We start from the raw sequence: 13,393 nt of genomic DNA on the forward strand, positions 1-13,393 counted from the left end.
AGAGGTGCATACGTTCGCGGGACTTGGCGCTCACGATCCATTGCGCATCCGGTCAACAGACCCTACACTGGTCGTGTAGAATGAACCGGTGGCGGTGGTTTCTCGCGGGAGGTAGTGCGTAGGTGAGTCAGCAGACGGTCGCGACACGGCAGGAATCGGGAACCGAGGGGTTCCTCGACCGATTCTTTCATCTTAAGGAGTTCGGGACGACCGTCCCGACGGAGGTCATGGCGGGCCTGACCACGTTCATGGTCATGGCCTATATCCTTTTCGTCAACCCGATCATCCTGGGCAATCCCGATCTTCCCGATCAGTTCCCGATCCGTGCCACCGCGACCGCGACGGCGCTGGTGGCGGGCGTGATGACGATCATCATGGGCCTGGCGACGAACCGCGCCTACGCCATCGCGCCGGGGATGGGGCTCAACGCCATTGTTGCCTTCCAACTCGTCGGCTCGATGGGGCTGACCATGCCCCAAGCGATGGGCGTGATCGTGGCCGAGGGCCTCGTCATCACGGCGCTGGTGCTGCTCGGCATCCGGCAGGCCGTGTTCAACGCCATCCCGACCGAGTTGAAGAAGGCCATCTCGGTCGGTATCGGGCTCTTCATCCTGTTCATTGGGCTGGTCAACGGCGGGATCGTCGTCGCCGACCCGGCGACACTGGTGGCGCTGGGTGACCTGCGCGGGGTGCCGGTCTTCGTCACGGCCTTCGGTCTGGCCCTCACCATTGCGCTCATGGCGCGCAACGTCAGGGGTGCGATCCTGTGGGGCATCCTCGGCAGCACCGTGGTGGCGATCATCGCCAAGGCGGTCACCGGGACCGACGCGTTCGCGCCCGGCGTGGCCGAAATGCCGAGCCAGTGGATTGCGTCGCCCGACTTCGGCACGATCGGTCAGTTCTCCTTCGGCTTCATCGCCGAACTGGGCGTGCTCACCGCCATCCTGGTGGTGTTCGCCCTCATGCTCTCCGACTTCTTCGACACCATGGGCACCCTGATCGGGGTTGGCAGCCAGGCGGGCTACCTGAACGAGAAGGGTGAGTTGCCCCAGGCGCAGCGGGCGCTGGTCGTCGACTCGCTCGCGGCGGTCGCGGGCGGCGCGGCGGGGACCTCCTCCGCCACGACCTACATCGAGTCGGCGGCCGGGGTCGGCGTCGGCGGGCGCACGGGGTTGGTGGCGGTCGTCACCGGCATCCTCTTCCTGCTGGCCATGCCGCTGGCGCCGCTGGTCGAGGTGGTTCCGAGCCAGGCGACGGCGCCGGCACTGATCATCGTCGGCTGGATGATGATGTCGGTGCTGAGCGAGCGCGAGACGCGCACGCATGAGGGCCGGACGATCGTGGCCCGGGCCATCGACTTCGCGAACCTCGAAGAGGGCCTGCCGGTCGTCGCCACGATGGTGATGATGCCGCTGACCTACAACATCACCAACGGCATCGGCGCCGGCTTCATCACCTGGACGCTGATCAAGATCTTCAAGGGGAAGTTCCGCGAGGTGCACCCGGCGATGTACATCGCCAGCATCGCCTTCCTCGTGTACTTCCTCCGCAGCTACCTCGGCGTCGAGGTCTAGCCGGACGCGGAGGCGCCACGAGCACACGACGGGCGGCGGGGAACACGTCCCCGCCGCCCGGTTGTTTCCAAGACCAGTACGCCGCGACGAGGTACCCGCTGCACCGCGCGGACCGCAGGAAGGACGGCAGCCGACCATGGACCACACCGACCACGTCAACCTGCTCCACGGCGGCGTACCCGCGGGGCCAGGCGTCTGGGCCGACCTTGGCTCCGGCACCGGCGCCTTCACCCTGGCGCTGGCCGACCTGCTCGGCCCCGGCGCGACGATCTACTCCGTCGACCGCGACGCCGAAGCGCTCCGCCGCCAGGAGCGCGCGATGCAGGCCCGCTTCCCGGACACGACCCTGCACCTCCTGGTCGCCGACTTCACCCGCCCGCTCCCGCTGCCGCCGCTCGACGGCATCGTCATGGCCAACTCGCTCCACTTCGTGCAGGACAAGGAGCCGGTACTTCACCTGATCCACGGCTACCTCCGGCCCGGCGGGCGCCTGCTCCTGGTCGAGTACGACACCGACCACGGCAACCGCTGGGTTCCCTATCCCCTCAGCTACGGCACCTGGGAAACCCTCGCCGCTCGTGCCGGCTTCACCGGCACCCGCCTCCTCGCCACCCACCCCAGCCGCTACTTCCACCGCATCTACTCCGCCGCCAGCGAGCGGGGGGAGGACCACGCCCGTCCCTCGTAGGGGCGGATTTGGAATCGACCCGTCCTGCCCGGGCCGCGCGGACGCCTGGGCCGTGACATGGCCGAAACGGGTGTTGGGAGGGTTTTCGCGCCGTGGCGCGTGCACGGTTCAGCGGTGGAAGGGTTTTCGCGCGGTGACATGTGCCCGGGTTGAGCGGTGGAAGGATCCGCGCGCCGTGGCCCGTGCCCGGGGCTCAAGCCGCCGGGCTGACAAGGAAAGCCGGCTGAAGCCGGCTGGGGACAGAGCGCTCACACTCAGATAGAGAGGTGTCCGCCGGTCGGCGCGTGCCCGGGGCTCAAGCCGCCGGGCTGCATAGGGGTAAGCCCACTGAAGGAGCTGCGATGGCCATGCCCCGGCTGACCCGATCCGGCAGCCCGCGGGACGCCCAATCCCGAGCCCCTTCAGTGGGCTTTTCCTTGTCAGCCCGGCGGCTTGAGCCCCGGGCACATGCCACGACGCGGCGACCTGCCCGCCACCCATCCCGGCGACGGTCGGCAGCCGCCCGAGCCGGCGGAGGCGGGCGGGAGACGGCGCGGCTGGTATGCAGGATTAATTCGTCAAACTCCATCAGCCGGCTTTCCTTGTCAGCCCGGGGGTTATGGACTTTGACAAAATAATCCGGCATTCCCTCGCCACCGTTCCCAGCCGGCTTTAGCCGGCTTTCGCTGTGAGCCCGGCGGCTTGAGCCCGGGCACGGGCCGAGCGCGTACATCCATAGAATTCGTCAAACGCCATTACCCCCGGGCACCAACCACCTCGCAGGAATCGTCCCCCCACCCCACGCACCGATCTGCAATCACGCTTGCACCACACCACCTTCTTCGCTATGATCGTTGCAGCATCAGACCGGATACACGGCGGGGTGCGCGGCCCTGCCCGCGCGGACACGCCGAGTCCCGCGCGGGGAAGCGCGGAAGGAAGAGGGGGCTACGGGACCGATGAGTACCCAACGGCAGATGCGCCTCATGTCGCCCACCGGGCATCTCGGCTTCACGCCGATCGAGCGCGGCAGCTTCGAGATCGGCCTCAGGCACGAGCCGGACGCCATCGTGGCCGACTCCGGGAGCTGCGACATCGGCCCCTACCCGCTCGGCTCGGACCAGCCCCACAGCCCGCGCGAGTGGCAAATGCACGACATCGAGCTGATCGTCCGCGGCGCCCGCGAGCTGGGGATCCCGGCCATCATCGGCTCGGCCTCCGACACCGGTACCGACCGGGGTGTGGACGACTACGTGGCGATGGTACGGGAGGTGGTCGAGCGGGAGCGGCTCGGCCCGGTGCGCGTCGCCGCGATCTACTCCGAGATCGACCGCGAGTTGCTGCGCGGGCTGATCCGCGACGGGGTCGAGATCGCCGGGCTGAACGGCCGGCCACCTCTCGACGAGGCGACGCTGGACCGCACCGACCGGATCGTGGGCGTGATGGGCGCCGAGCCGATCATCGACGCGCTGGATGCCGGGGCGGAGATCATCATCACCGGCCGGGCGTCGGACAGCGCGATCTTCGCGGCGCCGGCCCTGCGCGCGGGCTACCCGAAGGCGCTCGCTTACTGCCTGGGCAAACTGCTGGAGTGCGCTTCCTTCTGCGCCGAGCCCTACATGGGCAAGGAGACCGTCATCGGCACGATCACCGATGAGGAACTGATACTGGAGCCGATGCACCCGGGCCAGCGCTGCACCCCCGCGTCGGTCGCCGGGCACGCCATGTACGAGCGGATCGACCCGTTCACCGAGACGGTCTCGGCCGGGTCGCTCGACCTGCGCGGCATCCGCTATGAGGCGATCGACGAGCGGCGGACGCGCGTCACCGGCCCGCGGTTCATCGACGCCCCGCGTCCGACGATCAAGCTGGAGGGGGCGGGCAAGGTCGGCGAACGGGCGCTGGCGATCATGGGCATCCGCGACCCGATCACCCTCTCCTATCTCGACGAGGTCATCGCCTTCGCGCGCCGAAAGGTCGAGGAGCGCTTCGGCCCGCCCGGCCAGCCCGGCGGCTATGAGCTCTTCTATCATGTCTTCGGTCGCAACGGCGTGATGGGCTACCTGGAACCGACGCCGGAAGTCGTCGGGCACGAGGTGGGTGTCGTCGTGGAAGCCGTGGCCCCGACCCGGGTGATGGCCGACGAGATCGCGGCGCTGGGCTCGCGCAACATGTTCTACGCCCGGCTGCCGGTAGTGAAAGGCACCGCGGGCGGGGCGTCCTTCTTCTCCGACGAGGTGCTGGCGGCCCGGCCCGGCTACCAGTGGACGGTCGCCCACGTGCTGCCGGTCGACGACCCGCGTGAACTCTTCCGCACGCGACTGCTGACGGTGGGAGGGTAGGAAATCCGATGGCAGGAGAGACCGGCACCACGATGAAGCTGCGGGACATGGCGACGACCATCCGGAGCAAGAACGCCGGGGTCGACCACGTGACCTTCGACATCATCTTCCGGGAGCCGCGCTACTACGAGGCGGCCAAGCGGAGCGAGGCGCTCACCCCGCAGCGCATCGCCGAACTCTACCGCATCCCGGTCGAAGACGTGGTCAGCTTCGTGGCCTTCGACCCAGCGCAGGCGATCAAGTTCACCATCCGGCGGCGACGTCCGGCCGGCAGCCCCGGCGAGCCCGATACCTTCGGCTCGCAGATGTACCCGCCGCTCTTCGGCATTGAGATCGCGGTGGACGACGCCGATTGATTCACGGCCACAGCGTGGCCACCACAACGGCAACCCCCAACAACCGACAAGCGGGAGGGAGCGCGCTCCCTCCCGCTTGTCGTATCGGACAATGCCGCGCCCGCACTACTCCGCGACGACCGGGATCGTCTGGTACGCACTCGTGCACGGCAGGCCGTGGGCGATCTCCAGGACGCGGTCCGCCGGCCGGAAGATGGTGCAGGAGATCGTCTCCGAGGCGCGCTCCGGGGTGCGGTGGACGCAGATCGAGCCGACCGGGCCGTCGTGCCGCGCCATGAGAGCCCGCGCAAAGGCGGGGTCGACCTGCCCGGCGGCCTCGGCCAGCGCGGTCTGGACGGCCGCGTAGCGGCGGCGGGAGTGGTCGGCGGCGTCGGGCCAGGCCTCGATATAGGCGTCCGCCAGCGCAGGGGAGACGAAGTGGTTGGTGGCCACCACGGCAGCCCCTGCCCGGCGCACGATGGCGCGCGTGTGGTAGCCGCACTCGACGGTGGCGAGCGTGCCGTGGGCATCGGCCAGCACGAGGTTGCCCGTGCCCTGCATCGGGACCGAGGCGAGGTACGCCAGCGCCGAGTCGACCGTCTCGTGTTCCTCCAGCACGTGGAGCATCAGGCTGTAGCGCGGCAGCCCAGGCCCCAGGTCGCGCGAGGGGACGTGCGTATCAGCGATCGCCAGCCCGGCCGCGTTCATGCCGGAGCTGTACACGCCGGGCGCGCCGGCGCTCGTCACCGCGCACCAGGGGATGCCCCGCTCAGGCCGGACGCGCAGCACAATCTGTAGCGGCAGGTGGTCGAGCCGGTAGTCGCGGTTCTTGACCAGGAGCGGGGTGCCGTCCTGGGTTACGGTGCCACTGGCCGCCCAGGTCGTGCAGCCCTCCTCCGGGCCGGGGTGCCCGGCGCGTGCGAGATCGTGCAGGTAGGAGGCCGTCGCCGCGGCGAAGAGGAGATCGGGGTCGAGATCCATGCCCTCGGCCATCCCGGCGATCTGCTCCAGCGTGGCCGGAGAGTGGCGCTCCAGCGCGGCGCGCAGGTCGGCCAGGCGCGCGCGGCGCGCTTCCGCCGGGAGCGGCACTTCAGCCTGATGGCGCTCGGCGGCGGCGCGGATCATCGGCGCGAGCGACTGGACAGCCTGCCCGTGCTGGCGGCCGATCTCCCGGTGGCTCCCGGCGACGTCGACGACACGGATGGCGGCGCTCGCCGCGGCAGGCTCGCTCATCGGTTCCCTCCCATGGACGCATCGGACGCGAAGAGGTGGCAGGCGACGCCGTGGCCGTTCCGCTCCACCCAGCGCGGCACCTCGGTCTCGCAGATACGCCCGATCTTGTAGGGACACCGGGTATGGAAGCGGCAGCCGGACGGCGGGTTGGTCGGGTCCGGCAAGTCGCCGCGGAGGACGATCCGCTCGCGCGGCCGGCGCTCCAGGCGCGGGATGGCCGAGAGGAGTGCGCGGGTGTAGGGGTGCTGCGGATTCGCGTAAAGCTCATCGGTGGGCGCCTGCTCGACGATCTTGCCGAGATACATCACCGCCACGCGGTCGCTGACGTGACGGACGACCGCCAGGTTGTGAGCCACGAAGAGGTACGAGAGCCCGTACTCCTCCTGCAGCTCCTCCAAGAGGTTCAGGATCTGGGCCTGAATCGACACGTCGAGCGAGGACACCGGCTCGTCGGCGACGATGAAGCGCGGGCGGACGGCGAGGCTGCGGGCAATGCCGATGCGCTGCCGCTGGCCGCCGCTGAACTGGTGCGGGTAGGCGTCGAGGTGGCGCTCGTTCAACCCCACCCGCCGCAGCAGCGCCACGCTCTCGGCTTCCTGGGCGTAGTAGTCGCGCACACCCCGGCGCGCGAGCGGCACGGCCAGAATCTGGCGCACCGTCTTGCGCGGGTTGAGCGAGGCGTACGGGTTCTGGAAGACGATCTGCGCCTCCTGGCGGAAACGGGCCAGCCGCTCGCCGCGGGCGTCGTCGATGCGCTCGCCGTCGAAGTAGATCTCGCCGCTGGTCGGCTCGTGCAGGCGCAGGAGGAGCCGACCCAGCGTCGTCTTGCCGCAGCCGCTCTCGCCGACCAGGCCGAGCGTCTCTCCCCGATGCACCGCCAGATCGACTCCGGCGACGGCCTGGAGGACCGTCTCCTTCTCACGAGCAATGAGGCGAGCGACGATGCCGGGGCGGAACACGAAGTGCTTGGTTACGCCGCGCGCCTCGACCAGCGGGCGGTCGTGCATCGCCGTCATGCTTCTCCCTCCCGCCGGCCGGCATCGAGGAGCAGGCAGCGCGCGTGGTGGCCGGAGCCGACTTCGACCCAGGGCGGCGCCTGTGCGGTGCAGGCCGGGATCGCCCGGTGGCAGCGCGGCGCGAACGGGCAGGCGTTGTCCGGCAGCGCGGCGAGGTCCGGCACCTCACCCGGGATCGGCTCCAGCGGGGCACGCTCGCCTTCGAGCCGGGGAATCGAGCGCAGCAGCCCCTCGGTGTAGGGATGCCGCGGCCGGAACAGGACCTCCTCGGTGGCACCGCTCTCGACGATGCGGCCGGCATACATGACCGCAATCCGGTCGCAGAACTCAGCCGCCACGGCGAGGTCGTGGGTGACCAGAATGATGCTCGTGCCGTGGTCGCGGTTGATCTGGCGCATCAGGTCGAGGATCTGCGCCTGGATGGTGACGTCGAGCGCGGTGGTCGGCTCGTCGGCCAGCAGGATGCGCGGTCGGCACGAGAGCGCGATGGCGATCAGGGCGCGCTGCTGCATCCCGCCGCTGAACTGATGGGGATAGTCGCGGTAACGCAGCTCCGGCGCCGGGATGCCGACCTCCTGCATGACCCGCACGACCGCCTCACGCTCTGCGCGCAGTCGCCCGCGGTCGAACAGGTCGTGCGGCCAGCGGCGCTTGCGGTCGGGATCGAGCCGACCGTGGATGCGCAGCGCCTCGCGGATCTGCTCCCCGACGGGGAACACCGGGTTCAGCGTCGTCATCGGGTCCTGGAAGACCATGGCGATGTCGCTGCCGCGCAGCGCGCGCATGGCGCCCATCGGGAGATCGAGCAGGTTCTGACCACGGTAGCGGATCGTGCCCCGGGCAATGCGCCCCTGGCGCGGGATGAGCCGGAGGATCGACAGCAGGGTCATGCTCTTGCCGCTGCCGGACTCTCCGACGATGCCGAGGATCTCGCCCTCGTAGAGACGGAGATTCACGCCGTCCACCGCGCGCACCGTGCCGCGCCGGGTCGCGAACTGGACCGCGAGGTCGTCGATTTCCAGGAGCGGTGTGCCGCGGTTCTCCGCCTGCCGGGTCGTCTGCATCAGGAATCTGCCTGCCTCCCCGTGGCCCTACTGGGCCTTCAGCCGTGGGTCGAGGATATCGCGCAGCCCCTCGCCCAGAAGGTTGATGCTCAGGACCAGGATCAAGATGGCCAGGCCCGGGAAGGTGGCGACCCACCAGGCATCGAGCATGTAGTCGCGCCCCTCGGCCACCATCGAGCCCCAGGCCGGGGTCGGCGGCTGGATGCCGAGCCCGAGGAAGGAGAGGGACGCCTCGGCGATGATGAACGTGCCCATGCGCAGCGTGCCGACGACAATGACCGGGTTCATCACGTTCGGCAGCGTCTCGCGCAGGAGGATCGCCCAGCCGGGCTGGCCGAGGGCGCGGGCGGCCTCGACGTACTCCTTCGTCTTCTCCGCCAGCATCTCCCCGCGCACCAGGCGGAAGAACTCGACCCAGGACTTGAAGGTCAGCGCGAGGATGATGATCCAGAAGCCGGGGCCGAGGATCGTCATCACGCCGATGGCGAAGATGAGCATTGGGAAGGCGAGCAGGAAGTCGGCGATCCGGCTGACGACCGCGTCCAGCGGGCCGCGGTAGTACGCCGCAACCGCGCCGAGTAGCACCCCAACCACCGCCGAGAAGAAGGTGGTGAGCACGCCGATCGCGATCGAAACCCGCGCGCCGTAGATGATCCGGCTGAGAAGGTCGCGCCCGACCGGATCGCCGCCCAGGATGTACCCATCGCCGCCGAACCCGGCCGGTGGTGCCAGCCGCTGGGAGAGCTGGCTCTCGTCGATGCCGTGCGGCGCGATGGCGGGCGCGAAGATCGCGGCCAGGATGTAGATCAGGACGATCACGCCACCGAGCAGCGCCGTCGGGTGGTGGAACAGCTCAACGGCAACGCCGGCCAGGCCACGCCCGGCGAGACGCAGGCGAACCCGAGTCCTGCCACGCAGGGCTGCGAATCGCCCCGGCGGCTTCGCGTACGTCGTCTCGGTGATCGTCGGCTGCACCTTGCTGATCGGTCCACTCCCTCCCCGGACTAGAGCGCGATCTTCGGGTTCAGGTAGGTGTAGGCGATATCGACGGCCAGGTTGGCGAGCGCGAAGGTGCAGGCATAGATGATGACGACCCCCTGCACCAGCGGGTAGTCCCGGGCGAAGATGGCGTCCACCACCAGCCGGCCGATGCCCGGCCAGGAGAACACGGTCTCGACGATCATGTTGCCGCCGAGCAGCGTGCCGACCTCCAGGCCGAGGATGGTCACGGTCGGGATCAAGGCGTTACGCAGTGCGTGCTTCCCGACGACCACCAGCTCATGCAGCCCCTTGGCCCGCGCGAGGCGCACGTAGTCCTGGCTGAGCGCCTCCAGCATGCTGGAGCGGACGACCCGCGCCAGGAGCGCGGCCATGACCGCGCCGAGTGTGACCGAGGGGAGGACCAGGTGCTTGAGGCTATCGACGAGGGCTTGCCCGTTGCGCGTCAGGATGCTGTCGAGCACGTAGAGGCCGGTGACGTGGTCCGGCTCCAGACCGATCGTCGCCCGGCCGCCGACCGGGAGCCACTTCAGACGCACGGCGAAGAGCATGATGAGCACGATCCCGAGCCAGAACCCGGGCATCGAGATGCCGACGAAGGCCCCGGCCATGCTCAGGCGGTCGACCGGCGAGTTGCGCCAGTAGGCGGAGAGGGTCCCGATCGGGAGCGCCACCGCCAGCGCGAAGAGGAGCGCGCCGAGGGCCAGCTCGATCGTCGCCGGGAAGCGGTCCATGATCAGGCCGGTGACCGGCTTGCGCTGCACGATCGACGTGCCGAGATCCCCCTGCAGGACGCCGGAGAGATATGAACCGAGCTGGACATGGAGCGGCTGATCGAGCCGGTACTGGGCCTTGAGCAGGTCGATCTGCTCCTGGGAGACGTTGCCCTCCTGGCCCATGATGAGGTCGACCGGATCCCCCGGCAGGTAGCGCATAAAGAAGAACACGAACACGGCGATGGCCAGCATCAACACGCCGGTCGCGATGAGTCGCTCCACGATTCGCGCCGCGCGCAACGCGTTCCGTCCTCTCCGCTACGGTGTCATCGCCGTGTTCCCAGGCGTGCGGGCGTCGCACGGCGCCTCGCCCGTCGCGCGCCCTCCCACCACAGGATGGACGGGCGGGGCGCCCGCACTCCCATCCTTCTGAAACTCTACCCCGGTAGGAGCGGGGCCTGTCCCCCGCCCTTACCGGAGGATCGACGCGGCCGGGCATGCCGGCCAAAGGCGTGCCCTAGCTCGCCAGCCACGTATCGGCGAGCAGTTCGCGGCCGTCCGGACCGGGCTCCCAGTTCTGCAGCGCCGCGGACCCGGCCTCGACCTCGTTGGGCACCCAGAGGAAGACCCAGGGCGCATCCTCATACAGAATCTGCTGCACCCGCTTGTAGATCTCGGCCGCCTCGTCCTTGCTGGCCACGGCACCCTGCTCGAGCAACTCGTCCAGCTCCGGATTGCTGTACTGCGAGTAGTTGCCGCGGCCGCCGGTCATCAGCGTCGGGTTGATCAGGTCAACCGGGTGCCGGAAGGAGTTACCCCACGAGCCGAGCAGCATCTGCCGCTCACCCTTGAGCGTCGCCTCCTGCAGCACCGGCCACTCCCAGATGCGGACGCTGGCGTCCAGCCCGAGCTGGCGGTACTGCTGCACGATGATCTCGGCCACCGCCCGGTCCGGCTCCTGGGCGTCGAGCACGAACTGGAAGCTCGTCCCGACCCCAGCCTCTTCGAGCAACTGCTTGGCCTTGTCCGGGTCGTAGGGGTAGGGCTGCAGCGAGGTATCGTAGAACTGGCTGAAGGGCGGCACGGCGCCGGTCATGCGCACGGCCTCGCCGCCGAGCACCTGGTCGATGATCGACTGGACATCCAGCCCGTAATTCATCGCCTGACGCACCAGCTTGTTGTCGAACGGCGGCCGCGTCACATTCATGGCAAGCCAGGTGGTCCGCGTGCCGTCGTACGACTTCACCACGATGTTCGGGTCGGTGCGGAGCGACCGGGCACTGTCCACATTCAGGTTCTGGACGATGTGGACATCGCCGGCCTTGAGCGAGGCAAGGCGCGACGACAACTCCGGAATCACCCGGAAGACCACGCCGTCCGCCTTGGCCGGGCCGACCGGCGGCATGTCCGGCGAGCCGCCGTAGTAGTCGTCGTAGCGCTCCAGCACGATCCGGTCGCTGACATCGCCTTCGACGAACTTGAACGGCCCGGCGCCGATCGGCTTGGCCGCCAACCCCGCACCGCCGACCTCCTCGACGTACGCCTTCGGCACGATCTGGTTGTGGACCAGACCCGCCAGCAGGATCGCCTCAGGCACCGGGCTCTGCAACACGATGCGCACGGTCTGGTCGTCCGGCGCCGTAATCTCGGCAATCGGCGGGAGTAGGCTCTGACGCGGCGAGGTTTCGCCGTCCATCATGCCGTCCATCGCCACGCGCTCCAGGGAGAAGCGCACGTCCTCCGCCGTGAGCGGGTCGCCGTTGTGGAACGTCACGCCGGAGCGGATCTTGAACTCCCACGTGGTGTCATCGATCTGCTCCCAGGACTCGGCGATCTCCGGAACGATCTCGCCGTCCTGCCGGCGCGTCACCAGGCCGTCGAACATGGCGCGGAGGACCGTCTCCGTCACCCGGTCCCGGTGGTTCGCCGGGTCGAGCGACTGGAGCGGCGCGGTGATCGCGACGGTGATGACCCCGCCACCCTCGCCGGCCGGCTCGGGCGTCTCCTCGGCCGCCGGGGTGCCGCCGCTCGCCTGGGTCGGCGTCGACTCAGCCGACCCCTGCTGCCCACCGCCGCTCGAAGGCGTAGGCGTCGAGTCCCCACCGCCGCAGGCCGCCAGCAGCGCGGACAACGAGAGCCCGGCCGCGGAACCCGCGGCGAGACGAAGCAGGGCCCGGCGGCTCATGTCCGTCCGGTACAGGCGATCCACGTTTCCGGTCACATCGGGGTTCTCGTTATCGGCCATCCACCATCTCCTCTCCTCCGGCGGCCGTGCCCGGCTCACCCGTTCTGCTCCGCTCCGTCCACCATCCCTTGCTCTCGGTAGAGGCGATCGACCTCGCGCAGCACGGCCAGGGCGCGCTCCGGCTCCCGGACCGCGATCTCAGCCAGCAAGAGGTTGACGACCGCTATGAGGCCAACCGGCGACAGGCTGTGACCCACCCCGCGCGTGGCGGCGACCAGGACGTGGTCGGCGATGCGCGCCGGGGGCGACACGCTGCTGTCGGTCAGGGCTATCGTCGGCACCCCGCGTTCGGCCGCGCCGGCCAGGGCCGCGACGGTGTCCCGCAGGTAGCGCCAGACGCTGACGCCGATCATCAGGTCGGTGGGTCGCAGGTTGGCGAGAGTGATGGTCAAGCTGGAGCCGCCCTCGGTCAGCACGGTGGTGCGGATGCCAAGGCTGTTCAACCCGTGCCCCAGGAAGACGGCCACCGCCGCCGAAAAGCCCATGCCGACGACGATCACGTGGTCCGCGCGGCAGATCGCCTCCACCGCCGCGTCGACCGCCTCCGGCTGGGTCTGGTTCAGCGTCTGGTTCAGGTTCTCAATGTCGTTGGTGAAGACCTTGACCGGCAGTTGCTGCCGGTCCATCGGCTGCTGCCGCTGCTGCTCGATGCGCTGGACGAAGGTCAGGCGCTCCGGGATGCGGCCGCGGATCACCTCCTGCAACTCCGCGTAGCCGCTGAACCCGAGGGACTGCGCCAGGCGGACCACCGTGGCTGCATCGACATCCACCGCCTTACCCAGCTCGGCGGCGGACGCGAAAGCCGTGAACGCCTCATTGTCGGCGATGAATCGCGCCACCTGCCGCTGTTTCGGACTGAGTTGGTCGTAGCGCTCGGCGATCCGCCGCTGTAGCTCCGAAGGTACCATCGTTCCTCCGCCACGCACGTGGCGCTCACGGATATGCAGCCAGGTTTCAGCCTGCCCTCAATCTAGCACAGACCCCGCCCTCGTGCAATACATGTCGCAGAAACAGCCCAATCCGCCACGAGCGTTGCAGCACGCGGCAACACGCCGCGCACAAACAGCCGCGGGCGCTCTTAGATCGCCCGCGGACCCGATAGGCAATGTTAGGAATGGTTAGGGGCAAGTGGTTCTAGAGAGCGGCAGGAGAGACGGCCGAATGACGACGGCGCAGAATTACGCAGCGAGCCATCCTTAGGG

At 69.1% G+C, this 13,393-nt stretch carries 11 protein-coding genes; 4 read left to right on the forward strand and 7 right to left on the reverse strand.

Annotated features, from left to right (window positions below; genetic code table 11):
• Positions 1–122 precede the first annotated feature (122 nt).
• From IRZ30_RS11030 to IRZ30_RS11045, 4 genes are all read left to right on the forward strand, one after another.
• A complete protein-coding gene (locus IRZ30_RS11030; RefSeq protein ID WP_294085143.1) occupies positions 123–1,574 on the forward strand; it encodes an NCS2 family permease in 1,452 nt (483 codons plus the stop codon).
• Positions 1,575–1,710: 136 nt separating this feature from the next.
• Complete coding sequence (locus IRZ30_RS11035; protein WP_294085144.1) at positions 1,711–2,262, forward strand: trans-aconitate 2-methyltransferase; 552 nt, start codon at positions 1,711–1,713, stop codon at positions 2,260–2,262.
• Positions 2,263–3,200: 938 nt separating this feature from the next.
• Positions 3,201–4,583, forward strand: a complete 1,383-nt coding sequence (locus tag IRZ30_RS11040; protein WP_294085145.1) for an acyclic terpene utilization AtuA family protein — start codon at positions 3,201–3,203, stop codon at positions 4,581–4,583.
• 8 nt (positions 4,584–4,591) lie between these two features.
• Positions 4,592–4,939, forward strand: a complete 348-nt coding sequence (locus tag IRZ30_RS11045; protein WP_294085146.1) for a DUF4387 domain-containing protein — start codon at positions 4,592–4,594, stop codon at positions 4,937–4,939.
• Between the two features lie 105 nt (positions 4,940–5,044).
• Here IRZ30_RS11045 and IRZ30_RS11050 read toward each other — a convergent pair whose 3' ends face one another.
• The 7 genes from IRZ30_RS11050 to IRZ30_RS11080 form a co-directional block, all read right to left on the reverse strand.
• The gene (locus tag IRZ30_RS11050; protein ID WP_294085147.1) at positions 5,045–6,151 is read right to left on the reverse strand and encodes a C45 family peptidase; all 1,107 of its coding nucleotides are present in this window, start codon (positions 6,149–6,151) and stop codon (positions 5,045–5,047) included.
• On the reverse strand, positions 6,148–7,167 hold the full coding sequence (locus tag IRZ30_RS11055) for an oligopeptide/dipeptide ABC transporter ATP-binding protein (protein WP_294085148.1): 1,020 nt from the start codon (positions 7,165–7,167) through the stop codon (positions 6,148–6,150). Before IRZ30_RS11055 ends, IRZ30_RS11050 begins: the two co-directional genes overlap by 4 nt.
• A complete protein-coding gene (locus IRZ30_RS11060; RefSeq protein WP_294085149.1) occupies positions 7,164–8,231 on the reverse strand; it encodes an ABC transporter ATP-binding protein in 1,068 nt (355 codons plus the stop codon). Before IRZ30_RS11060 ends, IRZ30_RS11055 begins: the two co-directional genes overlap by 4 nt.
• A 27-nt stretch (positions 8,232–8,258) precedes the next feature.
• Entirely contained in the window at positions 8,259–9,206 is a 948-nt protein-coding gene (locus IRZ30_RS11065; protein ID WP_294085150.1) for an ABC transporter permease, read from the reverse strand.
• Between the two features lie 29 nt (positions 9,207–9,235).
• Positions 9,236–10,246 (reverse strand): ABC transporter permease, encoded by a 1,011-nt coding sequence (locus tag IRZ30_RS11070; protein ID WP_294085151.1) that lies wholly within the window; start codon positions 10,244–10,246, stop codon positions 9,236–9,238.
• A 217-nt stretch (positions 10,247–10,463) separates the two neighbouring features.
• On the reverse strand, positions 10,464–12,191 hold the full coding sequence (locus tag IRZ30_RS11075; RefSeq protein WP_294085152.1) for an ABC transporter substrate-binding protein: 1,728 nt from the start codon (positions 12,189–12,191) through the stop codon (positions 10,464–10,466).
• 35 nt (positions 12,192–12,226) lie between these two features.
• Complete coding sequence (locus tag IRZ30_RS11080; RefSeq protein WP_294085154.1) at positions 12,227–13,099, reverse strand: MurR/RpiR family transcriptional regulator; 873 nt, start codon at positions 13,097–13,099, stop codon at positions 12,227–12,229.
• Positions 13,100–13,393: the final 294 nt, after the last annotated feature.

The sequence above is a fragment of the Sphaerobacter sp. genome, assembly GCF_019683595.1.
Lineage (GTDB): Bacteria > Chloroflexota > Chloroflexia > Thermomicrobiales > Thermomicrobiaceae > Sphaerobacter.

Coding starts and splice junctions, on each gene's coding strand:
- IRZ30_RS11045 (WP_294085146.1), top strand. CDS start 4,592: ATGGCAGGAGAGACCGGCACCACGATGAAGCTGCGGGACATGGCGACG.
- IRZ30_RS11055 (WP_294085148.1), bottom strand. CDS start 7,167: ATGACGGCGATGCACGACCGCCCGCTGGTCGAGGCGCGCGGCGTAACC.
- IRZ30_RS11035 (WP_294085144.1), top strand. CDS start 1,711: ATGGACCACACCGACCACGTCAACCTGCTCCACGGCGGCGTACCCGCG.
- IRZ30_RS11060 (WP_294085149.1), bottom strand. CDS start 8,231: ATGCAGACGACCCGGCAGGCGGAGAACCGCGGCACACCGCTCCTGGAA.
- IRZ30_RS11050 (WP_294085147.1), bottom strand. CDS start 6,151: ATGAGCGAGCCTGCCGCGGCGAGCGCCGCCATCCGTGTCGTCGACGTC.
- IRZ30_RS11040 (WP_294085145.1), top strand. CDS start 3,201: ATGAGTACCCAACGGCAGATGCGCCTCATGTCGCCCACCGGGCATCTC.
- IRZ30_RS11075 (WP_294085152.1), bottom strand. CDS start 12,191: ATGGCCGATAACGAGAACCCCGATGTGACCGGAAACGTGGATCGCCTG.
- IRZ30_RS11080 (WP_294085154.1), bottom strand. CDS start 13,099: ATGGTACCTTCGGAGCTACAGCGGCGGATCGCCGAGCGCTACGACCAA.